This is a genomic window from Vibrio sp. 10N.261.55.C5 (assembly GCF_041470505.1).
GTDB lineage: Bacteria > Pseudomonadota > Gammaproteobacteria > Enterobacterales > Vibrionaceae > Vibrio > Vibrio crassostreae_C.
The window spans coordinates 1-24798 of sequence record NZ_JBFRMS010000055.1; the positions used below are offsets into that span (position 1 = coordinate 1).

The 24798-nt window shown below is 41.0% G+C and carries 16 protein-coding genes and 5 pseudogenes; 13 read left to right on the forward strand and 8 right to left on the reverse strand.

Annotated features, from left to right (window positions below):
• From AB4263_RS19495 to AB4263_RS19505, 3 genes and pseudogenes are all read left to right on the forward strand, one after another.
• Positions 1-306 (forward strand): annotated as a pseudogene (locus tag AB4263_RS19495) (transposase); the annotation flags it as partial.
• A gap of 537 nt (positions 307-843) precedes the next feature.
• Positions 844-1290 (forward strand): hypothetical protein, encoded by a 447-nt coding sequence (locus AB4263_RS19500; protein ID WP_372098725.1) that lies wholly within the window; start codon positions 844-846, stop codon positions 1288-1290.
• Entirely contained in the window at positions 1268-1687 is a 420-nt protein-coding gene (locus AB4263_RS19505) for a hypothetical protein (RefSeq protein WP_372098726.1), read from the forward strand. The genes AB4263_RS19500 and AB4263_RS19505 overlap by 23 nt, the downstream gene beginning before the upstream one ends.
• A gap of 157 nt (positions 1688-1844) precedes the next feature.
• Here the strand turns inward: AB4263_RS19505 and AB4263_RS19510 are convergent, their stop codons facing one another.
• Complete coding sequence (locus tag AB4263_RS19510; RefSeq protein ID WP_372098727.1) at positions 1845-3050, reverse strand: hypothetical protein; 1206 nt, start codon at positions 3048-3050, stop codon at positions 1845-1847.
• Positions 3051-3261: 211 nt separating this feature from the next.
• Here AB4263_RS19510 and AB4263_RS19515 point away from each other — a divergent pair.
• From AB4263_RS19515 to AB4263_RS19535, 5 genes and pseudogenes are all read left to right on the forward strand, one after another.
• Positions 3262-3422, forward strand: a pseudogene (locus tag AB4263_RS19515) (IS256 family transposase); the annotation flags it as partial.
• Between the two features lie 191 nt (positions 3423-3613).
• Entirely contained in the window at positions 3614-4081 is a 468-nt protein-coding gene (locus AB4263_RS19520; RefSeq protein WP_372098728.1) for a CS1 type fimbrial major subunit, read from the forward strand.
• Between the two features lie 968 nt (positions 4082-5049).
• A complete protein-coding gene (locus tag AB4263_RS19525) occupies positions 5050-7245 on the forward strand; it encodes a TcfC E-set like domain-containing protein (protein ID WP_372098729.1) in 2196 nt (731 codons plus the stop codon).
• 17 nt (positions 7246-7262) lie between these two features.
• Positions 7263-7970 (forward strand): hypothetical protein, encoded by a 708-nt coding sequence (locus AB4263_RS19530; protein ID WP_372098730.1) that lies wholly within the window; start codon positions 7263-7265, stop codon positions 7968-7970.
• Positions 7971-8456: 486 nt separating this feature from the next.
• A complete protein-coding gene (locus AB4263_RS19535; RefSeq protein ID WP_372098731.1) occupies positions 8457-9479 on the forward strand; it encodes an OmpA family protein in 1023 nt (340 codons plus the stop codon).
• A gap of 209 nt (positions 9480-9688) precedes the next feature.
• Here the strand turns inward: AB4263_RS19535 and AB4263_RS19540 are convergent.
• The 3 genes and pseudogenes from AB4263_RS19540 to istA form a co-directional block, all read right to left on the reverse strand.
• Positions 9689-9856: pseudogene (locus AB4263_RS19540) on the reverse strand (DUF2442 domain-containing protein); the annotation flags it as partial.
• Between the two features lie 200 nt (positions 9857-10056).
• A pseudogene (gene istB / locus AB4263_RS19545) lies at positions 10057-10804 on the reverse strand (IS21-like element helper ATPase IstB).
• A gap of 15 nt (positions 10805-10819) precedes the next feature.
• Positions 10820-12361, reverse strand: a complete 1542-nt coding sequence (istA, locus tag AB4263_RS19550; protein WP_372098732.1) for an IS21 family transposase — start codon at positions 12359-12361, stop codon at positions 10820-10822.
• Between the two features lie 191 nt (positions 12362-12552).
• Here istA and AB4263_RS19555 point away from each other — a divergent pair, with 191 nt between their 5' ends.
• From AB4263_RS19555 to AB4263_RS19570, 4 genes are all read left to right on the forward strand, one after another.
• Complete coding sequence (locus AB4263_RS19555) at positions 12553-12930, forward strand: hypothetical protein (protein ID WP_372098733.1); 378 nt, start codon at positions 12553-12555, stop codon at positions 12928-12930.
• A gap of 79 nt (positions 12931-13009) precedes the next feature.
• Complete coding sequence (locus AB4263_RS19560; RefSeq protein ID WP_372098734.1) at positions 13010-13345, forward strand: type I restriction endonuclease subunit M; 336 nt, start codon at positions 13010-13012, stop codon at positions 13343-13345.
• 55 nt (positions 13346-13400) lie between these two features.
• Entirely contained in the window at positions 13401-13841 is a 441-nt protein-coding gene (locus AB4263_RS19565; RefSeq protein WP_372098760.1) for a lytic transglycosylase domain-containing protein, read from the forward strand.
• Between the two features lie 599 nt (positions 13842-14440).
• A complete protein-coding gene (locus tag AB4263_RS19570) occupies positions 14441-14800 on the forward strand; it encodes a hypothetical protein (protein ID WP_016790675.1) in 360 nt (119 codons plus the stop codon).
• A gap of 18 nt (positions 14801-14818) precedes the next feature.
• On the opposite strand, the gene traI is transcribed toward AB4263_RS19570, so the two are convergent.
• From traI to AB4263_RS19585, 3 genes and pseudogenes are all read right to left on the reverse strand, one after another.
• Entirely contained in the window at positions 14819-20590 is a 5772-nt protein-coding gene (gene traI, locus AB4263_RS19575; protein ID WP_372098735.1) for a conjugative transfer relaxase/helicase TraI, read from the reverse strand.
• A 93-nt stretch (positions 20591-20683) separates the two neighbouring features.
• On the reverse strand, positions 20684-22207 hold the full coding sequence (locus AB4263_RS19580; protein ID WP_372098736.1) for a hypothetical protein: 1524 nt from the start codon (positions 22205-22207) through the stop codon (positions 20684-20686).
• A gap of 455 nt (positions 22208-22662) precedes the next feature.
• Positions 22663-22874, reverse strand: a pseudogene (locus AB4263_RS19585) (type IV secretion system DNA-binding domain-containing protein); the annotation flags it as partial.
• Positions 22875-23124: 250 nt separating this feature from the next.
• Here AB4263_RS19585 and AB4263_RS19590 point away from each other — a divergent pair.
• Entirely contained in the window at positions 23125-23754 is a 630-nt protein-coding gene (locus AB4263_RS19590; protein ID WP_372098737.1) for a UvrD-helicase domain-containing protein, read from the forward strand.
• A 282-nt stretch (positions 23755-24036) separates the two neighbouring features.
• Here AB4263_RS19590 and AB4263_RS19595 read toward each other — a convergent pair whose 3' ends face one another.
• Entirely contained in the window at positions 24037-24615 is a 579-nt protein-coding gene (locus AB4263_RS19595) for a hypothetical protein (RefSeq protein WP_372098738.1), read from the reverse strand.
• Positions 24616-24798: the final 183 nt, after the last annotated feature.

Sequence of the window (24798 nt, forward strand, 5' to 3'; positions counted from 1 at the left end):
TTTAACCAGCCAATATTGCCGTCGATGGAAGCTGCATTTTTCAAAGAAAACGGCCAATGTGACCCCCACCATGACTTACATGGGCCGATACCGCGGCCGCCCATATCAGCGTCTAGGTTACGACATGATTTCCAGGGAGGCTTAGTGACGTTTGATTATCTTAACCATAGGAATGGTCGGACGGAGTCCCTCATTTTGAGTCCAGAAGCACTGATAGAGCGCATGATTGAGCATATTCCAGATAAGCACTTCAGAATGATTCGATACTTTGGTTTTCTATCGAACCGACGTCGTGGTGAGATGCTCCATCATGCTCTGATTCAATCCCAAATCAGGTCAATTTAGGTTTTTCGTAGGATGAGTGTATCTGAAATAGCGAAAACAGTGTGAAAGTGTTCAATTAACACTCGACTTTAAATTGTAGTGTAGGAGTTAGGTCAGTCACACATTTATTTTGACATGAGTTAAGCCACAATAGTTCAAGGTAAGGAATGGTTCAGATTCCTTACCTTAAATTTTAGTGTTTTTTGAGTGCAACAATTTTGATTTGTGTGTAGTCAACTTTCGTGAGAAACGAACGAATAGTTGTCCATCGCATAAATCCGACACAGGAACGTCAAAGCGTTGCCCGTCAGAGAGCTCTTAACATTATAAAAACAATAGTTATCCACTTATCCACAGGACTAATTATCCTAAACTAAACTTAATATGAACCAAATTGATCCTTGTTCGCTCTAAAGCCTTGTCAGTAATGGCTCTGTCGTTGATCTAGGTGTAGCATAGGCTGTGCATGGTGTAGCTTGCACTGTAAAGTATGTTAGTAACTCATTTTGGATATTAACTATGGAAAACAAGCTCTTATCTGTAATTAGTGATGGTCTGGTTATATCTGATACACATACTATCCAACCTAATATATTAATTCGTACGGCTTTATTTACGCCGATTGCTAAAAACAGCAATAAAAGTGATGATCTTACCGTTGTTAAGCACAATGTAAGCGATGAGTTCAGAGATATATCTTTGTACAAGCGTGAAGGCTACGAGTACGCATCTCTAAAGGGGGAGAGGCTCAATGTTCGGACCGACTTCAAAGTGTGGTGTGGGGTTGTTTTCGCTTTTTCTAAATATGGTTACGACTCCGATAAGATAACAATGAAACTCTCTGAATTTACAAAGTTTTGTGGATTTAGTACACAGATGTTGAACTCTAAGTTTCGTAAACGTATCAAGGAGTCCCTTGAGCGCATCCAGAGCAAAGATAAGTATGGCCACAAAAGATGGTTCTAAAGCAACCTCAACATCTTTGCTTAAAAAGTTTGTGTACGATATGGATAGTGATACGATCATTTTGGAAGGTGAACCTGACTTATGGGAGTTGTATCGTATTGATCGTCAAATCCTAATTAGTATGCGCACTCTTTCGTCCATTCCAAGAGCTGAAACTGCCCAATGTTTGTATTTGTTTTTTGCGTGTCTACCTGAAGACCCCTTCCCAGTATCTTTAAGTCGTATGAGAGATCGTCTTGCTTTAAGTATGAGTAATAAGGAAGCGAACCGTTCTATTAAATCTGCAATTAAGAGTTTAGAATCAATTGGTTACTTACATGGTCAGGAGACGACATGGCATGGTGAATGGGCCTACAAGATCACCAAGAGAAATAAAGCTCTCCCTGAGATCAATTAGATACTGACTGTATTTAAGGTAAGGAATCTGAATCATTCCTTACCTTGTTTCACTGCTTCGATTTTGAATTGTTCGGGATAACGTTGGCTCATGAATACCTCTTTTTAGCTAGTTTATTTAACTAAAAGGCGTCTAGGAAATCAGTGGCAATTCAGACCTATAGGATAGCATCAATATAGATGTGAAGCTTTCCTTGATAACTACTACCGGGAAAATTTTCATATATACGTTCTGATTCACCAGGTGAGGTCTTTATTCCTAAATAAGTGTGTTGCCAGAGCACATCAGATTGCATTTCGTTAATAACATGAGACTCGTATTCCTGATCTATTTCAATATTATTATTTTGAATAGTAGAAATTTCACCTAACTTATCCGGCGCTTTAAAAGTAATGTCTAATTCGAGAGTATCATCATTTTCATTCTTCATGGCGCATTTGCCGTTTTCAGTTTTAAACTCACACGTATACCAAAATCTGAACTCTTCTCTATTACTATAAAATGTGACGCTACTATGCGCTTCTAATGTTTTAGGAGCTAGGCCAGTTGTTAACCATGTATTAAGTCTGTCTTGTAGTGTTAAGTGAGAGGTTTCAGCTTCCACAGCAAAACGATCTGGTACGGATAAGTCAACAGTAAATTTAAATTCACCATTGACTACGGCAAACGCAGGGTTAGCAGGAAAAACTATGACGCTATTGCTGCCTTGAGTACCATACGAAAAAAAACCGTCACCTTTATAACTTCCTGAGAAGTATCTACCTTTTGGTACACGCATCTCCATGCCAATATCTCTCATGTACATTCCATAGAGTGTATTTCTCATCGTTCCATTGCCGCTCGGCATTTTACAATACCCATTATCAGGTACATATACTCTAAATGTACCATTGGCTGCTGAAGATGATCTATAATAACTACATTTTTCTGGTGACCCATCCAGTGAGAAAGTGCCGCTATAATTTGACGTGCCAAATTGAATTTCAGTTTTGTTCACCCTGACATAAACGGGCATTTTATGACCAGATAATTCATTTGTTAAAATGATTTCTTTATAAGTGTTATCTTCTAGGTGTATCGCTGGCCAATTAGGATCATTCTTGTCAGGAAAATGATTTTTAGAGTCCTCATATGGAGTGAAATTAAAGCTACTACTCCATGGAACTCCAAAACCCGCATGGTCCGTAGCGGACAAAATAATATCCTCTTTTACTTCACCATCAATGGGGAGTTCATACTTAAACTCTGTCGAAGATGCATTAAAAGTAATAATAGCAGTGAATATTGAACAAACAGTTATAAAAACTTTCATGAGAGTACATTCTGAGGATTCTGAGGATTCTGAGGATTCATTTTTCGTCATTTTCACCATGCTCACAATGGCATGGCGAAAGTGGTGCGCACCTATTATGCTATTGACTAACTTGCGCAACTGTGCATCTGTTGGGTATTAAGTGGTCAGCTTGGATGAAAATAGAGCTATGCTGATTTTTGGTGTATGAAAGAGAAAGGAAGTTGCGGTGTAATCTGTTGATGCTGTTCTCCCCAGAACGATTAACCGATAGGTACACCGCATGACTAATAATACTGTTGTTTCACTGAATACACACCATAAGACCCGCTTACAGAACTGATACGTCAAGGGGCTAGATATTTGATTGCACAAGCTGTTGAAGCTGAGCGAGCCTTACAGACTAGCATTGGGGATGTCGAAGTTCAGCTCTCCAAGGTTCAAAAGGTAAGGAATCATTGAAACTCCTTACCTTTAGAATCAATCCTTTACCAAGAATGAATAGCTCGGGACTTAGCGGCGTTAGCATATTGACTGACACTTTCAGGATTTATGCCAACGGCAATGAAGGGTAAGATTGTTAAGATTATTTGACTCCTAGACTTGAGTGAAATAATTTTAACAAAGGATTAATTATGAAAAAGTTAGCAATTTTTGCACTTCCTCTACTTCTTGCATCTACTGTTCAAGCAGCAGAAACAACAACCATTCAATTGTCAGCGGATGTACCTAGTGATTCATTTCACTTCCGTCCTATTACTCCAATCACGGGTGTTCAACAATTTGAGTGGGACCTGTTGAATGACAAGCTAAAACCTATGTCTTATGACTTTTCTTTCAATAAAGGCGGCGCTAATGATTCAGTAACAGCTACGCTTGCGAATGATGTTCAATTGACTAATGGTGCTGATCAAATTCCAGTAATCGTTAGTGTTGGCGGTGTCACTTTAACGACTACAGCAGCGAATGTTGTAGAAGAAAGTGACGCGCAGACGGGTTCTAAAACTCTGACCCTCACGCCTGATGCTACAGGCCGAGCTGCTGCTGGTTCATATACTGGTACAGTTGAAATTGCATTTGATGCGGTTGTGAAGACGCCATAAAGACTCAAATAAAAGGGAGATGGATAACAAACATCTCCCTCCATAACTTAAGTCGGTAGTGATAACATTTATGTCTGTTTGCAAGTTTTTACTATATCTCGGATTGTAAATGCTGAAACAAATGACTTGTGTTTGAATTACCCATTAAAAGAAGGCGTGAAATTAGTTTCTCTAGTGACAACTGATATGGCTTTTCTTTGGAATACTGCATTTGATTACAAAAGTAAGGTCGGTGATCATTCGATATCAGACCATTCGTTTTAGAAAACTTCCTAACAAGTCATAAGCAACGCTTTACGCTAAATTATATCAAGCGCAAGTTAGATTTGGAACTTCGAGTTATCACGAAAAGTGGAGGCTTGACGATTGTAATTTCATTTCTGATTCAGGGGCGGGTCTTTCAATATTTTTCCCAGAGAATGACTCTAAAAACCCCTAAAGGACAATATTACGCTGGTAAATATAGAACTCGTGGGAGTATTAAATATGGACCTAATAGTTGTGGGCATGTACTACTAGAATGAATTTTTTAACAAAAGGGATGTGTTTAAATTTTGGTATGCGCGTAAAATTAAAGCTTAAACTGGTCAATGTATTATGAAAAATGAGCATAATTATTTCTTGGGATCATATGTATCATTAACTCCACCGAGATGTTTAGGTGAAATATCCTCTGACGCTATTGTTTATAACATAGAATTTGACACACATCATAGCTTTAAAGTGACAAAGCACGAACATTCTTAAATTAAAATCTTAAAATTTAAACAATTGATGGCGAGTCGGAGAGGATGTTTGAAGATTCCCCCAGTTCAACATGCAAAGAGAATTTACATCTATATGTTGATGCCTAGATTATATATTTAGTCGTTGATTTATCATTCGCAAAGTCAAAGTCAAAGTCAAAGTCAAAGTCATTATGTTTTTGTGCCAAAGGACTTTAGCTGAATTACAAAATGAGAAAATTTATGAAATTAAAATATGGTATTTTCTTAGCTCTATTTATAAGTAGTTCACCTAATGCTGAGTTATTCTGGAATGACCTTTACGATGAGCCTAGGCTGCTTTCATTAAATATGGATAAAAATAATGAATTATTAGGTTTCTTTAAACTATCGTTAAATGGTGATTTAAAACTTTTAGAAATTATCGATGGTGACCCTACAACGACTGGAGTTGATTCTCTTTTATCTGGGATCAATATGAAAGAATGTAATGCGGGACATTGCGATAGTATATCTTATATTGTCTTCAATAAAAATACTGGTGTATTGGAAGCTATAACAAAAAAAAACGACCTTAAAACTGATACGGAATCGACAAAGTCTTTTCAACTTGGACTACAATCTATTGCGTCTAATGATAGCCTTTCTACTGAATTGTCAGCTACTACATCACTATATGACTATCAAATAGTGACAGATGGATTAATGCAGAATAATAAACACTGGGATGACAGTTATAGATTAAATAATGCATACATAAAAAAAAATATGGGTGATAAAGTTTTAATGTCTGGACTGTTTACAACAGATAATGTTAATTCTGGATACAACGGTAGCATTAACGCACAGGCGGTGAGCGCACTTGGAATGTCAATTAATTCTAGAGATTTGCGTGATTCTAATAGTGATGTAGAACGAAATATATTTCTATCTTTGACTGACGAAAGCTATGTTGAGGTTTATAAAGGAGATCAGATGATTGATAGCTTAGTGCTTGGTTCTGGTCTCAATAAGATTGATGCATCGTTATATCCAATGGGTAATTACGTTGTTACAATAAAGGTTAAGTCTAGAATAACGGATAAAAACTATGAGTTAGAAGAGTATGTATACTCATCAGATATTAAAAGAAGCTATGGTATAGGGTTTGGTTTACCCTATAATTCCTTTGAAAGTAACTTAGAAGGTGATACCTTTTATATGTCTGCATTTCTCAATTCACCTCTGACTAAGGCCACATCTTACGGTGTTATTTTTGATTTGTATGGTGACCAAGTAAACTTAGGTGCGAAACTGAACTACAATATGGACTTTCTTAAGCTTTCTGTTGAACCAAAACTAGTTGAGGACGATTTTTCAGTAAACCTTAATAGTGCGTACTCCGGTGAATTTAGTTCGATTAACAACTATATGTTACTCGAAGAAGATCGATTTTACTCTAGTACGAATTTAATGATTAGATTGAAAGACTTAAAATCTTTGAGGTTAAGTCACAGGTATGATAATAACCAAAAAACGTCTAATGATTTAGAATATCATGAACTTTCATTATCTTACGATAAAAACTATAGATGGAAAGGACTGAATATAAGAGCTAACTATGTTATTTCAAATCGAGTTGAAAGAAGCGCGGATATTGACACTACATTTGGAGTAAACTATTCAATAGGGTTTGACCAAAGTAATAATTTTGATATTGGTGTTTCTTTACGGAACAATGACGGTGAATCTAGTACATTTTATAACGTAGGGTATCAAAAACGTCTAGATAACGATGTTCTCCAGAGCGCATTCATTTCCGCTAATTCTGATGGGAAAAATAGTCATTTATGGGACACAGGTGTAAATTTCGATAACGAGGCTATTAAGGGAGCAGTAAGAGTCTCTGGAGCGGCAGGTAAAAGTAATTTTGATGTAACAGGAAATGTTAGCGCCAACCTTCATAGTGACTTTTCCAATATTAATGTATCGTCCTCTACTGCTAACTCTGGTCTTATTGTCAAGTTAGATAATAACAGTGATGATGAAGTAAGAATGTTATCAAATTTTGGTCACATGACTTTAAAAAATGGAGACAATTTTATCCCTTCACCAGCAGGAGAGAATATTGATGCTACATTTTTTAGTGATAGTAACTTTGAACTTTCTAGGAAAAACTTTTCAACAAAGATATTGGAAAATGGGTACACGTTTGTTGACGTGTCTGTCATGCCCACAGTTACCGTTATCGGTAGGCTCATAACAAACGATGACTCAGATATGTCGAGTCATTTGATCAAAAATCATGCTTCTGAAACATACGCTAACAAAAATGGTTACTTTATGTTAAACGTTGACATGGAAAATCCTAACATTACTATTGGCGATAAAATTATTTATATTGATTTAGTAGACCAGGATTCTAATCATCCAATTTATCTTGAAGATATATATATTTAACTTATCTGGAGTTTATAATGAAACGTTTATTGATTTCTTTTTTTTGTTTGATAGGTGTTATTATTAGCCTGTCTGTTAATGCATCTATACAGCTGAGAAGTATATATTTTAATATGGATTCTCCAATTATTACTGAATTCATATCTAATAGTAGTAGTGAAACACCTATTTTTGTTAAAGCTGAAGTGTATAAATTAAGGTTTGATCCCGATCAAGAGCAGTTTGTAGAAGTGGAATTGGATGATGAACGAGAACTAATGTTGACCCCAAATAAGTTTGTCATTCAACCTAGAAAAACGATCCCTTTCAAATTAATAGGTAAAATGACCGATCAGTTTGAACGTTACAGAGTTAGGTTCCGAGCAATAAGCCCCAATGACGCTATGGAGTCATTTGAGGAATCAGATTTGAATGGCATAGACTTGCCTGAAAAAACCACAGCAAGCGCAGAATTATTGATTTCTTATGGTTCTGTCGTCTATAAAAATCCAATTAGAAAGAACTTCGATACGAAAATAAATAAAAAAAATGGCAAGATAGAGATAAGAAATGATGGGAATAGTGTTGTACTATTAACTAGAATAAAAGCATGTAAAAATAATGAAGAACAAAGCTGTGAGTTTTTACCTGATTATTTTGTTGTTCCGGGTCAATCTTCATCTATAGCGGGTGATAGAGTGACTTTTGATGTTGTTGAAAATGGTAAAAGTACACATTTCAATTAACGTTACCTATAAAAATAATTTCGCATACTTGCCAAAGTACGCGTTGATTTTTGTAGGATGAGATTATCTCCTTAACCTAAGAAGTTCATTGCTGTAAATAGAAATTAAAGCTAGGCTTAGTGTTGTTGGTGATAAATAGGGGAGAATAAACAAACGCAAATTTAGTCGATGATATAAAAATATTGCCTCGTTCTTGATATTGTTAAGTCAAAAAAAACTCTGAACCTGATTAAATCAGAGCGTATCAATAAGGAGTTTAGTTTATGATATCGTAGGATCGAAATATGAGGCGAAATTATAGTTATGATGGGAAGTAAGTTCTTAAAAATTGTTTTATAAATTTATATTTTCTGGATTATTTTAACACATCGTAATTGTTTGTATTTTTGTTTTAACTATTTTAGTTTTTAATTCTTTGAAAGGATCAAACCTCGACATTTACTAAAAAATCAAGTGTAAACAAAACATACTGATGATTTATGGCCAATGAACGATCTTTACTTAAGAAGTATTATACCTGCTGAGAATACTATGCGAAAAATAATGTTGCTTACTAGTTTAATTAATTTTCCTGTACTGGCTGTAATTCCTTCATCTCAATTTTTTGTTGGTGTTAAGGGGGGGTACCAATGGGTTCTCGACGAGAATCACTATAACTTAGACCCAGAAGGCACAAATTTGGGTTTAATTTCAGGTCTATACGGCGGGTTACAGTTAACCCCTCTTTGGCGCTGGGACTTAGGTTATCAATATCATAATGAACTAAAAGCGGATGCCACATCTGCTAACACTAAGACTTGGTTGATTGAAAGTGCTTTGCGTTATGATTGGCACCTACAAAATGACCTAAGCTTATACGGTCGATTTGGGCTAGCTTATTGGAACATGGAAAAAATGGAGTCTTTTTCGAGTAAGAACGACACCGCTGGCTTTTCTCCTCTCAGTGAAGTGGGGATTGGCTATAATTTTGATCATGACTTTCAATTATCGGCAGGCTATCAATATATTTATAATATTGGTAAAGGTACGGAAAAGTATGATAGTCAGGGATTGTTGGTGAGTTTTACCTACTTTTTTGGCGGCACAGCGAAACCAGAGTTAGTCGAAACGGCTGTAAGCCCTATTGTTAAAGATGTTCCAGTTAAGGAAATAGTCACAGTAAAGCCCCCTCCTCAGATAACGACAACGACCTTTTCAGGTATAGCATTTGATTCTGACTCAATCGACCCGAGTCAAGAATTAACTGAAATCGCTTCATTTTTAAAGTTTTACTCATCAGCTAAGGCCATTGTGATAGGGCATACTGACTCTACAGGTTCAGCGTTCTATAATCAAAAGCTTTCCGAGCGTCGTGCTCAAATGATCGTCAATAAACTGATTGAATTGGAAGTCACACCGACTCAGCTTGAGTGGCAAGGTAAAGGTGAATCGCAACCTGTTGTTAATAACAATACAATTGAGGAACGAGCTAAAAATCGCCGAGTTGAAATCACTATTCACAATCTCTGATTTCATGACTTGATTAACACAAAATGTTACTGATTGCAATCTAAGTAATGTGCACAAGCAAGTACGTATTACTTTAAGGTAAGGAATCGGAATCATTCCTTACCTTAAATTGACGGTTGAAATACAGCCCGACAACTGGCGATCAGTAGGCTGCATCTTCGGGCGCTTCTGTTTTAATTTGCTCGATGTCCATAGACATCTTTTCCCTCTTAGGGTTTTGCTTTTAGTGGGTATTTGTCAGGATTTTTAATTCCATCCAAAGTTAAATCCACATCCAATTCAGGCCAGTAATAACCATTACGACCTTGCTTTTCAACATTAAATACCGCATTGACTGGCGCAGTCTTAAACCAAGGAAACTCTTCAGAGCTTAAAAAGTGCTCCTCATTCTCTGCTAGTAATCAAAGGCCAAGAAGGTTAACCCCTAAGACCTTAACCGAAGTGTTTTTTCCAAGCTGCTCTGATTTCATCTTCATGCTCTCTTAGGGGTTTGCGTATTAACATGAAGGAGATCGGGTAATAACATCGATGGAGATCAGTTTTCTCCGGCTTCATAGAACCCTCTTTTAACTTACATTTACTGATCTCCTTCCGTCAACTGACTACATACTTTTCTCATTGATTCTCCCGCTAAGTTCACTTTTATGCTTCCGTGAACGAGACGGTCTAAGATCGCATCTGCGTGAGTAGCATCTCCGATCATCCTATGCCACTCCTCTATCGGGAGTTGGCTGATGAGCAAGATTGACCCTTTTTGATAATGTTGATCGATGATTTCAAGTAGATCACTACGCTGATCGGCGGCAAGAGGCTCAAGCCCCCCAGTCATCGATGATGAGGAGAGCACTCTTTGCAAGCTTCCCAAGAAGCTTGGGATAGCTACCATCAGCATGACTTTGATAACATTCTTCTAAGAGGTTCTTTAGACGGAAGTAGTAAACGCTATGCCCCTGTCGACAGATATGCCGCCCTAGAGCACAAGCTAAGTACGTTTTTCCACACCCTGTCGCTCCTGTAAGAAGGATATTTTGTTTCCGGCTTAACCATTGGCCGCTTGCTAAGTTTCGGATTACGGATTTCTCTAATCCTCTACCTGAGCGGTAATCCAGTTCTTCTAACTCCGCATGAAGCCTGAAGCGCGCCTGCTTTAGCAGGCGAGCGATCCTTTTATTTTCTCTCTGTGTCAGTTCTTCATCCAACAGTAAGCTAAGTCGTTCTTCGAAGCTCATTTCTTGGTAAGTACTAGGGATTTCATGTTGATGCTCTAGAGCACTTTTTATGCCTGAGAGCTTCAGTTGGGTCAGTTGGTTATGTATGGCTTGCATATCGATTTCCTGTGCTTAGTGATAATACTCACTGCCTCGTACGTTGCAGTGTTCTAGGTCCGCTAGATGATCCGAAGTAGGCTGAGGAAGAGGCCGCTTATCAAGCCCTTTCTCTAAGATGGATTTAATTCCTTTGAGTCGGTATACACCGGTCGCTAACGCTCGCTTACACGCGTCATTCAGCCTGTGATAACCGTAGGGTTTATGTAGCTGCATTAACCCCATGAGATAACGGTATGCTTGAGTCGGATGGTCTTTGCTATCGAAGATATGGTTCATTAGTTTTACCGTCGACTCACCACTTGCTGCCCCCCATTTTAAGAAGCGTTCCGGTGTCCATTGTGCATACTGACGATGATTTTCTGGCATGTGTTTTTCTAACGTACTGTAACCGAACTGTCGCTTCCTTGGGTGACTAGAGACAAGTTGACCGTTATGGTAAAGCGTGACTAGTTCACCGCTAATATGTGCCTCTAACTGCTCCCGAAGTAAGCGGTATGGTACTGAGTAGTAATGCCCATCAAGCTCTACATGATAGTCCATATGAACGCGTACCTTTTTTACGTAGGTGTAGTGATACGCTTGCCGTGGGAGTGCGTTAAGCTCAGGTTTATCGAGTTGGGTGAAGAGTTCGTATCGAGAACTCTTTAGCTTCTGCATCGGTCTTTGATTGAGCTCGAGCAAGAGCTCCTTGATACGATAATTGAGTGAACTCAGGCTGAAGAAGGTTTCATGTCGGAGCTTAGCCATTATCCACCTCTCAACGACTTGGACGGCTGTTTCCACCTTTGCCTTATCTTTGGGCTTTCTTGGTCTTGCTGGCATCACAGCGACGCCATAGTGTGCCAACATCTGTTGGTAAGTAGGGTTGATGTCGGGGTCATACCGGCATGCTCTTGTTGTGCTGCTTTTTAAGTTATCAGGAACCACGATTTCAGGTGTACCTTCCAGATAACCAAAGCATCGGACATGGCTCATGACCCAGTCCTCAAGCCCCTGGGACCAGGTTGCTTCAGCATAGGTGTAACTTGAAGCCCCCATCGTTGCGACGAAGATTTGAGCCGTTCTTATTTCTCCGCTATCAGGATCGACAATGTCCATGGTAGGCCCACAGTAATCGATAAATAGCTTTTCACCAGCCTTGTGAACCTGGCGCATCGAAGGCGTCATGGTTTTGTTCCAAGCTTTGTATAAACGGCAGTAGTGATTATAGCTGTAGTGACCATCGCTATTACGTTCGGCGTATTCTTCCCATAAAAGCTGAAGTGTCATGGTTTTAGAGCGAAGCTGCTTATGGACATCGGCCCAATCGGGTAACGCATACTTTTTAGGAGCCACTGTCGTTTTGAGGAACTCTCTGCTCAACATGGCATCGTCCCAGCCTTCCAGCAGTGGCCATTGGGAAATACCAAGTTGTGAGGCTCTATTCGCATATCGCGAGACGACTGAAGCTGAGATAGACAAGCTTCGAGCTATTTGTCGATGGCTAAGTTTTGCACCGTATTTTAAGCGCAGGATTTCTTTAAGTTTTCTCATAGTGATAGATGGTGTCGGCATATTGTTCCCAAAAAATCGAAATAACGATATTTAGGATAGGATTTCACACATCTATGAGGCGGGAAAAATAACATCGATGGAGATCAGGTAATAACATCGACACTGAAAAGTGATCTTCATCGATGGTAATTGGTGATCTCCATGAATGGTACTAAGCGATCTCGATGGATGTTATTAGGTGATCTGCTTAGATGAAAATACGCACCCAACAAGCTCAAACCGATTTATTCAATGAACTAGGCGCATTTTTCGCTTTCTCTAATCAACAGTTTAATGATGCCAAGAAAAAAGGCATTGAATATGTATCGCTTGGAATGGGAATGATTGTCCCAGAAAGTAACGCTAAAAATTTAGTGGTGCGTTTAGGTGAAATTCAAAAAGAGGGGATCAAAAAAGATATTGAAGAAAATGGAAAGCAAGCCATTATTCGCCGTGAGCTATTCAATCATGAATGTTTTTATACGAATGATATTTGTGATTGTGTTGATAAGCTCGAAGAATACGGCTATTCATACGATGATATTTATGAGGTATTTAATCATATTCGTAAAACAGAAGATGTGTATTAACCAAAAATAAAAAGCCTCAATATTTATTAGACGTAAATATTGAGGCATGTTCAAGTTAAGTAATATGAGGTAACATAAAATGAACACTTTGAATACTACTCCAAATCAAGAAGAAATGAAAGCACAACGTTATGTTTGTACAGCAATACCTTTTGAGTTAGGAGAGATAGTCATGACGCAAGGCATTGCTGAATTACTGGATAAAAATATTGGGGCAAGTTTACACATTTACTTAATGCGTCATAATAATGGGGATTGGGGTAATGTTTGTGCTGAGGATGAAATAACCAATGACGAAGCGGCCAAAACAGGCGAGCGTATTATATCTGAATACATACTGTGCGGTGAACGTATATGGATCATTACCGAGCGAGATAGAAGCGTAACAACTGTTTTACTACCGAGTGAATATTAATCACTTTCAATATGCGATAGAATGGAGTACACAACGGACTCCATTTTTTTTGATTATGAAAAAATTATCTTTGCTATTGCTATTGTTATTGTTCCCAACCGCTGCGGGCGCGTTCTGTTTTGATGAAGCCGGATCTCATTACAATGTTGATCCAAAATTGTTGCGTTCTATTGCTCAGGTCGAAAGCAGTCTTGATCCCAACGCTTACAATGAAAATAAAAACAGGTCGGGAAAAATTATAAGCCGTGATTTTGGGTTGATGCAAATTAACTCTAGTTGGTTCTCCCGACTCGCTGAATTTAACTTAAACAAAACGAATATTTATGAGCCGTGTTTTAATGTTTCATTAGGCGCATGGGTATTAAGCTCTAACTTTGCTACACATGGCTATAACTGGAACAGTGTCGGGGCATATAATGCCGGATTTTCTAAACGCACCGAAAACGCTAGAAAAATATACATCCAAAAAGTACAAAAAGTTTATTACCAACCGTAATTAAAATTAGCAGCTATGCACCATTGTGGTGCGGTGCTGACTATCTCAAACTCTTCCTTTTCCGCTTTCCATCCCTCTCAATATTTACATTATCACCCTTGATTCAATCGCCAACGGTTCGGCTTTTGCTCTCGTTGTTCCTAGAGCACCACCCAAAAACACAAAACAAACGGAAGTTCATTGGAGTTGATCGTCACTTCTTTAGAATCATCCACACCCTACGGCACATTGATTTCAATGTGAATGGTTGTCTGTGAGAAATATAAAGATAATAAAAACAATGACTTATGTTTATTGGTGGAGGTGAAATAGAGCGTGAAAAAATTTTCAAAATCTCAACTAATTAGCCGCTGAAATCCTAGTGTGAAAATATGTAATCACATTGAATTATCATTGACGCCTTTCTGTATAAGGGGTTGCGGTTATTTCAATCTAAATTCAATGGGATTTAATTGAATTATTATTTATCCCTTTGTAGGTAAGGCTTTGGCGGTTTTTTTAAAACTAAGTACAATGGGTTTACATTGAGAGTTTATTGGATTTCATTGGGGTTTAAAAGTGGACTTCATTGACATTCATTGAGGAGAAAAGGCTAAATTATGTCGCGTTCTTACCCTTTACAAAGCTCCCTTCGAGGGAAGCTAGAGCAAGATTTTAAGAAGTTCAGAGATAGAGAAAAGTTAAGTGATGCTGAGGCAACTCGTCAGCTTTTCACCTTGGCGTTGCGTATCAAACTGAATGACAGTGACGATGAAAGGCCGTCGAACCGTGAGTTGATGGAAGAAACGTATCGTAGAGTTAGGCAAGTACAAGGCGTGCTAAATTTAAATTTGGCGCATAGCTTTGATGGGGAGGGGTATTATAAGAATAAAGCGGATTCGATTGAGCAAAGAAAATCCAATACCGCTTTGGTTGATAAAAGCGTCGATGAATATCTTGAAGGCGAAAAAAAAGGGTAGCCATTGGCTACCCTTTTATTATCGCTCTAACTCTCTGTCGATTTCTCTGTCTTCCCAATGGCTCTCTTTCTCTGATTGATTAAATTCCATCTCTTTTTGAGGGGAATATTCTTTTGGCTCAAAGTGATCGAGTGATTGGCTGTCGGTTTCTTTTTTCTCATTATAGTTGAGGGTGTCTAATTCGCTCTCTTGATGAGAAATGTGTGGCTCACTTAATTCAATGTTATGTGCGCTGTTATCTTGCTCTAGTTTATCAAGGCATGATTTGATGTCCTCTTTAAGGTTATCATCTGACATGAATTGAATGTCTCGACCATTAAAGTTCTCGACGATTTTCTCAATGTTGTTCGGGTTTAAATCGTGGTTGCCGTGATTTAATACAATAATGATGTTCTGTCTCAGTTCATCGGTAGAGATGTTTTGAATGTCGTTCTTATGATTGACGTTGATAATGTCAATCTGCCCTTGAGTTTGGTCTCGAATTAAAAACGAGTTTTCTATCGATGTGCTGATGATGGTGGTGTTTAAATCCTCCCCCTGATGGAATTGTGTTAATTGTTTGGATTTTTTTCCTAGGGTTCTTGGATTAATATCTAGGGAGGAGTCTTTATTTCCTTGAGTGTCTAAATAGGTCACTTCTATGGCTTTGGTTTCACCTTGTTTATTGTGGATGTTGGTTAGCATCGCAGGGTGAAGGGATCTATCTTCGGATGAATAGACCGCCGGGTGGAATTTTACATGGTTGTTTTCAATGTTATTGACACCGAGCTTGTTTAAGTACGTTTGGGCCAGTGTGTTATCCATCGGTAAGCTTTGATTGATATAATCCTTAGCCCTTTCTTCAAACTGCGCAATATGCCTTGGGGTGGTGCTCAGTAATTTTTCGTGTTTACTGTTTTCCTCCAATTGATATTTGTCCGGCTCATTGAGCATCTTGTGCGCTTCATTCATCGCGGCTTTATAATTCATTTCCTTATGACTCATGATTAGGTTAATCAATGCGCCTTTTTCGCCCGTGGTGTAGTCTTTAAAATACCCTCGATGCTCTCCTGTTAGGGTCACTTTAATGGCTGATTTACCAATGCCAAAGGTTAAGTAATCCCGGTCTGATTTGGATTGATTCGGCTGGCCTAATAACTGAACGGCGAGGCTTTCTGTGTATTTTGGTAGTTGCGTATTGATGTGCTCCCTAAATTTGTTGTAGTCAAAGTCACCGCTTTTATTTTGGAACCGGACGTCCTCATGAGGGAGGGCATTACGGTTAAAGTAAGTGGTGTCTTTGGGTGGGATTTGGTTGAGGGTTTCTATCGCGCTGGCTTTGTGGCTCTCTTTAGAAAGCCAGCTTTTGACCAGTTGTTTTGTGTTGTCGGTATAGAGCCGAATGTGCTGACTGGCACGAGTCACATCGATACCGGCGCGTCTTAAGTTGGTCAGTGCGCCTTTGCTTTGTATCGCGCTAATGACGTGTTGATAGGTGGATCCTTGCGCCATGTCTGCGGTTCGACTGTACGCGTAGTCCCAGTGCCCGTCTTTAAGCGCATTAGGGTGAAGGTTGAGTGTTTGTCCTGTCTTAGATTGAGCGACAATACTGTCTGTAGTCGCTTGCGTGATGCGGTACTCCACGTTGGCTTTAATGCCGCGCTCTTTATCGGTAAAACGGGTGATGATTTTATCGCCCGTTGAGAGGGGTTTTTCTGACACGCTAAACAGTGTCGTGAAGGTATGGTCTCGATTGCGGGGTAAGAACGGCCTTGTCTTACCTGTACTCGCGTCTTGAAGTGTTACTACGCCATGCTCTGAATCTACGTGAGTGATTGTCGCGTACTCACCGGGTCTGGTGCTCAGTATTAAGCCTTTTTGATACGGCATCATGGTGGTGAGCTCTTCACCCGTCGCACCGATTGAGCGTAGCCGGGTTGCGATGACGTTCTCTTTGCCTAACTCACTCTTTTTCATCAATCCGACTCGGATGTATTCGGTAGTTTGGTCTCGCTCCTTGTTGGTGTAAAGAATGAGAAGTGTGTTTTCTCGCGTCTCTGGTGTGCGCTCTAGATAGTCCTTGGCGATCATATAGGGCAGTTTTTCTGTGGCTTCTAACTGCGCTTTGTGTCGGTCTTTACGGTGTTCATTCAGCGTGGAAATGACATGCTGGCGGTTGCCTTGAGTATCAGGGGCTTGCTGCTGGAGCTTATCCAGGGCGCTCTGTGGCTGCTTATCAATGATGTTTTGCGCCGCATTAAGTAAGGTGTCGTTTTGCTGACGGATGATGTCGGTCATGTAAGCGGTATCGATGCGGCCTTGGCTTATGGCTAGCTCAAAGGGTTTACCGGCACTGAGTGATAAAAGCTGCTCTTTATCGCCCAATTTGACTGTTTTGGACTGACTGTCATTGACGAGCTTTGTGAACTCATCGGCTTGCTTGTTGCTGACCATGGAGCTTTCATCGAGAAAGAACAAGGTGTGTTGATAGTCACTGGCTTCTCGATTGCCTTGCCGGATGTCAGAAAGCAAACTGTCTAGCGTTTGCGCTTTCACGCCTTTGCTTTCTAGCTCTGCAACCGCGGCGTGAGTGGGCGCAAGACCGATGACGCTTTGCTCTGGTTGCTGGCTGGCTTCTTTCACTAACTGGATAAGTTCAGTATTGGATTCAAGCATGGTGGACTTACCTGTGCCGGCTAACCCTTGGATGGCCACAAAGCTGTCCTTGGTGGTTGATATGAGGGTGATGGCGTCCTTTTGCCCTTGGGTTAGGCGAGGCTTGGTATTGAGAAAGTCTTGCACCTGTTTAGGTGTGGCAAAAGGCTGATGTTGGTCTTTACCATCATCGATGTTTTGCAAGATGCGCTTTTCAGTCTCCAGCGCGGCGTGCGTCGTCCAGCGTGTGCCGTCACTGTACTCTGCAGAGAGGGTGTCGCTGCGTTTAGTCAGTTCTGTTTCAACCTGCTCTTTGGTCATAGAGCCTCCGGCTTCTTCAAAGGCGTAACGCACCGCTTCCACCACTAACGCTTTTTGGCTAAACGCCGCTTCTCGCTCTGAGAGGTGGTTCAGGGCAAAACTGACCGCTTTTTCGATGAGTGGGGCGTTTTGCGCTTTGGCTAGTGCTGACAGTGCCTGACTGACATCGTGCTTTAGCCAATCTTGGGTGGCGTCATTTAGGTAGCGGTCGTTGACGTTTTGCGTCTGTAATACGCGCTCAATGGCTGACGGGGAGACTTGCTCTTTCTCAAGTGCGCTTTGGGCTTTGTCCGGTTTGTCGGTGAAGATATCAAGGCGCTCTGTTTTTTCGGTCAGGTCGTTTATCAGGGGCTTAGATAAAGTAAATGCTTTACCTGACAGCAAGGTATGGGCTTTTTGCTCAATATGGTGGGCGCCGTGAACATAGTCGTATTGCAGCGGCGCGTCTTTTAAGCTCTCTAAGTTGACGCGCTGCGTTTGACCTTGGCTCTCAAGCGTGAGGCTCTCTTTGCTAGCGCTTGTGACAGTGTAACTTTTATTGACGTCCAAACCGGCAGGGAAGTGTTTGCCTAACGAGCGAAGACGTTCGCCTTGGGCGATGTTGAGGCTTTGCGGTTTGCTGATTTGCATCTTCATGCGCTTAAAGGTGCGACTGGACGGGTCAAAGGTGTGTGACTGTCCATCGCGTTTGCTGAGTGCGGTCATGGTGTTGCTCTCTTTATCGATGCTGGCGATGACAAAGCTCTGAGGTTTGTTTTTCTCCCAGTGGGTGAGTGTCATGCCTGGTTTGTAGTGTTGAACGAGGGGTTGTTGCGCTTTGGAGAGGTGGTGAGGGGTTTGAGTGAATAGGGTGGTTTCGTGTCTGGCGAGGGCGCCGGTATTTTTCAGTTGGCCCCGTATCGCTTCGGTTAACCGCCGCTGCTCGACGCTGGAGGTGGCAATCACTTGCGTGTTGGCTTTATCAGGGAGGTCGGCGTACACCCGCGCTATCCTATCGCTATCATTGTCATGCAGTTTCACGTTGGTATGGCTGGCTCGCTTGCCGACCCAGGAATGACTCTCCACATTGCCTTTTTGATACAACGAGATAGCGTTATTGGTTTTAAATCCCTGACGGCTTGATACGCGGTTAAGCATCACCACTTTACTGCTCGATTGTTTGGCTTTATCGGTGAGGGCTAACAACTCATTCGCGCTCATCTTATTGGCGTCATCGATGAGCAAGACGTCTTTATTGGTCAGCAGCGTATCGCTTTGCAATAAGCTGTGGGTAGTGTGGCGCTGCTCTGGTGAAAAGAGCTGACCGACCCAGGCACTGAGTGTTTGACTCTTGCGCTGTACGCTCTCCATGCCCTCTGTCTTAGCTTTCACGCTTTGGGAGACCAATTGGACACGTTTACCGCTGTGATTTCCTACGTTGAGTAGCTGCTGCGCAATATCTTGTGATGAGCCGTGTACATTGACCACATGGAACTGTTTGGTGGAGTGGTACAGGTCAGTCAAGATACGCTGCTGGTTTTCAGGGATAGCAAGCTTGTTGAGCGTGCTGGATTCAACGTGGGTGCGCATGTGATGCGCCCGACCTTGGGTGCTGTCGATAAGCGCTTGTTCGTTATCAATTAAGCCTTTGGTGGTGTATTGCCCTTTCTCTCCTAAAGGTATGAGTGTGCCATTTTTAATCCATTCATCTGCGATGGTTTTTACTTCAATGGCATTGGCTTGAATACCGCCTTTGGTAAAATCAGAAACAGCCAGTTCAACGATTTTTTCTAAGCGAAGGGCTGTATTGTTTTGTTCAAGATGAGAAATAGCACGCGACAGGGCTTCTTGAGCGATTAAGGCTGGCTGAAATTCTTGTTTAGTGAATTGTTGTGCATTCTTTACCAACTCTTCGGGCTTGTACCCCATATCTTTAATTTGCTGCTGCCACTTTGTAGTGAGTTCACTGCTGGTCTGATAATTTTTGCTTTTACGGGTGTCAAGCGCAGCGGTATCTCTTGCTGCTTGCGTGTCACCAAAGTTTAAGGCTTGTTGGTCAATTTGTTGCTTTCGAGTAGAGGAACCCTCAATGAGAGGTTGCGGTACGCCAGAGATGTCTACCTGTCCATTGCCTAGCCCATGAGTTTGATAGCCAATGCCTTCAACGTCATGCGCTATTTTGCTGTGAAATAACGCCGTGTAATATTTTTGGAAGTTATAGATGCGTTCGCCAGTCCCGTTAATCACGCCCCCTTTTTGCTTAATGGTTGAAGCGAGTGAGCGAAGTTGTCCCTCCTGATCTCGCGTCATATTTGGGGTTAACAAGTGGTAATGAAGTTGCATGTCATTTTCACGGCTGGTCTTATGACCGATGGCAGCGAAAATCATGTTGTCTGTGTTGTGATACTCACGTTCGCCTTCTATATTGATGGATGTTACTTGTGCGGTGTCTTTTTCAATTTCATTGGCGACAAACTTAACTGCGTCTTTGAGAATGCCAAGTAATCGTGTATCCCCACCGCCTAACGCTAAAATGGAGAAGCCTTTAGATACGGACAAAGTCAGATCTAAACCGCATTTATGGTTATCTCGTTTCCCTTTAATGGTTTCACCACCAAGGTTGCCAGAAAGCACCGATTCTAGGGTGGCTTGCTCTACGGGTTTACCCGCCAGTCCCGCTTCGATGGCCAGCTTGCCATGCCAGAAGGTGTTTTCTACCTGGTCTTTTTCCTTGAGGTAATAGTTGTCGCCCGCGTCTTTTTCTAAAGAGACGTCAGGTAGGTCTTTGGGGTTTTCTTCGCTGAGGTAATATTTGGCAGCGCCAGAAGCGGATTTCAGTGGGCTAATAGAAAGCATGAGTATTTTCCTTATGCAACGCAAATTGCCGCTAGCAGCAAAACTGAGCGGTGAGTGGAGGTTAAGGGGGAAGTGGAATTAAAAGAGGTGTGGTTACAAAATGATCCCAACACAAGCAAAGGAATTGCTAGCGGTTAACGTTCGTTCTTCGTGAATGATGACGCCATTTTCATCAAGGTGAATGGATGTAATGCCCGCTTTAAATCGGTCTAACGCTACAATTTCTTCATTGGTTAAATGTTTGCCATGAGTTAGGCATTCCAGGCGGTTAAAGCTATATTCATCGGCGGTCATCGCTAGTTTCGAAGAATCAGAATGCTTCATGCACTCATTGCCATACAGCCAATCTTGAGCACACTCTATATTTGGCTCTAACTGGTAAGTCATATGGTGGGTGACGCTTGCAAAAGAATGGGACTGGCTTGTCCATTTGTAGCTTACTTGAAAACAATCAACCTCATCGGGAATGACGGCATACCAACCTCGACTTTTCGGCGAGGTCTCTAAATGCACAGACACGTAGCGTTTGTTTGGCCAAAAGCGCTTTGTTTTTAGATTGCCGTTTGGTTTCGCCCAGTCGGGGCCTATAAACTCAAAATGAATGTCTGTTACCTTGTTGCTGGTCAGCTCAGGTGTCAGAAATATTCTAGGCGTAAATTGAAGGTATCGCTCCTTGGGGTATTGAGGCAAATGGATGTCGAGTTGGTGTTTAATGGCCGATTGGATCTCTGAGTGTGCTTGAGTGTAGCATTCTGACCATTCAAGACTTTTTGCCGCCTCAATGGGTGACATGCCCCGGGCATATAAATCGATATAGGGTGTCCAATCTATCTTGATGTATCGGTATGGGATTTTTTTGAGATGCGCTGCAAATGCCTTAAACCATTCTTTCCATTGGTCGTCATATTCGTTGGTCATTTTTCCGTTGAGATAATTAAGACCTTTGCGAGTAAAAGTTACGCACCTTTGATCATCGTTGAGTTCTAGGTACTCGTCTGAAATCAGTTGCTCTAATATGTCTCTGATTAGCATGCCAGAGTGTGGGTAAACATCCAAAGCGCGCTCTTTTGCTTGAGACTTGCTCAAGCTCATTCGCTTTTCTTTCATGTGCGCTAGATACTGAGTGTTGATAGGGTCCACTTGGTAATTTTTTGTTCTTGGCCACAGCCAATCTAAAAGGTCGCGGGCATAGGCCGTATTCGGGCCTAATTCTAACGTATAGGACGTTGGCGCTTTGGGTAGTGGTGGAAGTTCTTCTTCATTGCCATTCATGGCGTTTAACTCTTCGGACGTTAAGTTTCTTAGTATGACATGGGTAAAGCCTTCAATATTGTCGATGTGCTCCCCCAAGCTGACTCTGACACTTTGGATGAAAGGAATGATGGATGCTTGGTTAAATAGAATGTTGTGGGTTGGCTCGTGGTGCGTGACTGCTTGCGCTTTTAAGTCGTCCCAGTCGCCATAACCTACCGCTTGAGCGCAAATCGATAACCATGTGTTTTTTTCGGGGGCGTTGCCCTGAATGATTTCAGCGAAGGTAAGTTGATCGAATATAGTGTGTAATTGTTTCTTTAATATCGGTAGATGGTCAGAATTAAAGAGGGTCTTATTTGACATGGTAATTCCTTGATGAATGAACGTAAAAAAGCCTTGCAATGGCAAGGCTTGGAAGAGTGGTTGAGTGATTATTCGAGATGATGAGGCTCTAGGGTGTAGTCTCCATGGGGCGTTACGCTTTTCATCGATTTTCCTTTAATGAATCTCATCAATGATAGGCCTTACGTGCGCTTATGGTGCACTATAACTAAATATCTAGTCATTACTAAGATTGAGTCAGTGCACTTTTTAACACGATGGGTGCTAAGTAAATGAAAGTCAGGCCTATCGAATTCAATAAACCAAATAACGAGTACTCCATGCTGATGCTCAGGAGTAAAGCGAATCCTGCAGAGGTGAGTACGAGGTAGTGAGGAGTGTTGGGGCGTTTTTTAACAAAAAAACCACGATGCGCTTCAAACTATACAGTGATAAAGAGCCCGCGGACGCGATAGCCAACCACATGGAGATGAGCGGTCGCAGTGACGCATGCTTTTCATGTAGGTGGCCAATACCGATTTGATGGAAATCGCGATTTTCTTGATGTCTTCGATGCCAGGGCGGCGGCCTCGGTGCCTTCCAGAAAATTACCTAACGCTTCAAGCTCACTGGTCAAAATTAAACTCAATAGGCGTGCGGTCGTCGCGGGTTTATTGTCCTGGCTCATGCGAAAGGCGGTGGATGAAAAATGGTGCGTTCCTAGTTTTAATTTTTGCTGTCAGGGCGATTTCATTTCAACGACTCGAAGTGGGAGCAATCTGATACATAAGCAGTTTGAAAGTATTATCGACTTTTCTTACTCCATTGGGGTGCCCCTCTATACCTTTACAAAATAGGGCATTGATAACTTATGTGGACACTCAAACTGCAACGCTATCGACTCTCAGTTTCTATGGCTAGCTTGGTCATTCCATAGAAACTGGAAAAAGAAATTGAACATGAGTGGATACACAACTTTTAATGATGTTTTTTATGACTTCTCTGACCCTAATCATCCTGCATACAATAGCCACGACACTCAACGGCTACTGAAATACAACCATTTACTAATAGATGAGTTTAAAGACATATCACCCAATATTATTGGATTTTTTAGGCAAATAAAGAGACACCTTTCTTCTAATCAAACAAGACCGGGCGGTTCGCTCATTTGTATTGGGGATGACCTTCAATCAATTTATGGTTGGAGAGGGAGCTCTGCGCTGTACATTACGCATTTTGAGCGCTATTTCACAACAGACCATACTCATGAAAGCATATCACTAGAGGCAAACCATCGAAGCCACTCAACAATACTGACCAAAGGACAAACTTGCGCTGATAAAGTCAGAAATAAGTCCTCAAAAAGTTATAAATTTTGTGCAAATGAAGAAAGACATGTAGACCCTGGATGTCATATTTATCCAGCCTACGAAGAAAGATTTTATTCGGATCTATACTCATACATCGACTACGAGCTTGCTGCTATCACTCTTGAAAAAGAGTTGGAGAAGAGAAAACCTACGAAAGATAAGCCGATTTACATTTTATATAGATCTTTCAATAACAAATATTCAAAAAATCTTTGAAATGGAACGACTTAATTAAGAAAAATGCTGACAAGATTAAGGTAATCAAGTCTCTAACTATTCATGCTAGTAAGGGGTTTAAGGGGGACTGTGTCATCGTGTTAGGCAACATTCCCCCTTCCAAAACAAACTTTATCCGTGAAGGGCTATATTATCGATCCCCTGATATCTCATCGACTTGCATATGTTGCAATTACTCGTGCTAAACAAGTTTTACACTGGTTTTTCCAGTCCAACAGTAGCTGTGATAACTTAGCTCATTATCTACTAAATGAATGAGATTTATTCCAATGGATGCGTGGGTGGTGCTGCTGTCACTCGCTCTATCTTTTGAGGTAATGGGTTGTCAGGGAACCGCTCAACATACAACAGCCAAAGAGCATGATCTGAGGCACTAAAAGATAACTCATCACGAAGGTGATTTTTCGTAAAATCTCCGACAGAGTATCTATCAAAGCAAAACGCTCTTCTAAACAGAAGAGCTTGTGCGTATGCACCTGGGTCATTGCTGGCAAGGCTACTCATTGCTTTCTTATCAATCGAGAGCATCCTCTCTGCCTTTGTTGCTATCTGAATGAGAAACTTCACCCACTCTTGAAGGTTCGGCGAGTTAAAGTTGTGGTCAATTTTCATGCGGTTAGCTAAGTTCCGACAATCACTTAGACTCGACCAGTCTTGTAATTGTTTAACGATGTCATTTTCTATGCTCAAAAACTGATGAGCATGTTCGACAAGTTCCTCTTTAGAACAGTCAAAAAGAAATGCTTTGAATTCATCTTTCATCTTAAGGGTCATTGGAAAAGAGGGAGCTGGATAGAATTCATTATCCTCCTCTAAATAATCGTGGTCATACTTAGGCATAAGGCCTCCTTAAATTTCTCATCAAGTTCGCCATTACTCTTGAATCGTGATATTTCATAAAGATAAGAGCGCAGATTAAACAACCGCTGACGCACTGCGTTTGTCGGGCTTACTCCACCTCTACATGCAAGCATATAGCAGGTAGAGCAAACCAATATTTATCCAGCAAGGTTAAAATGGGGT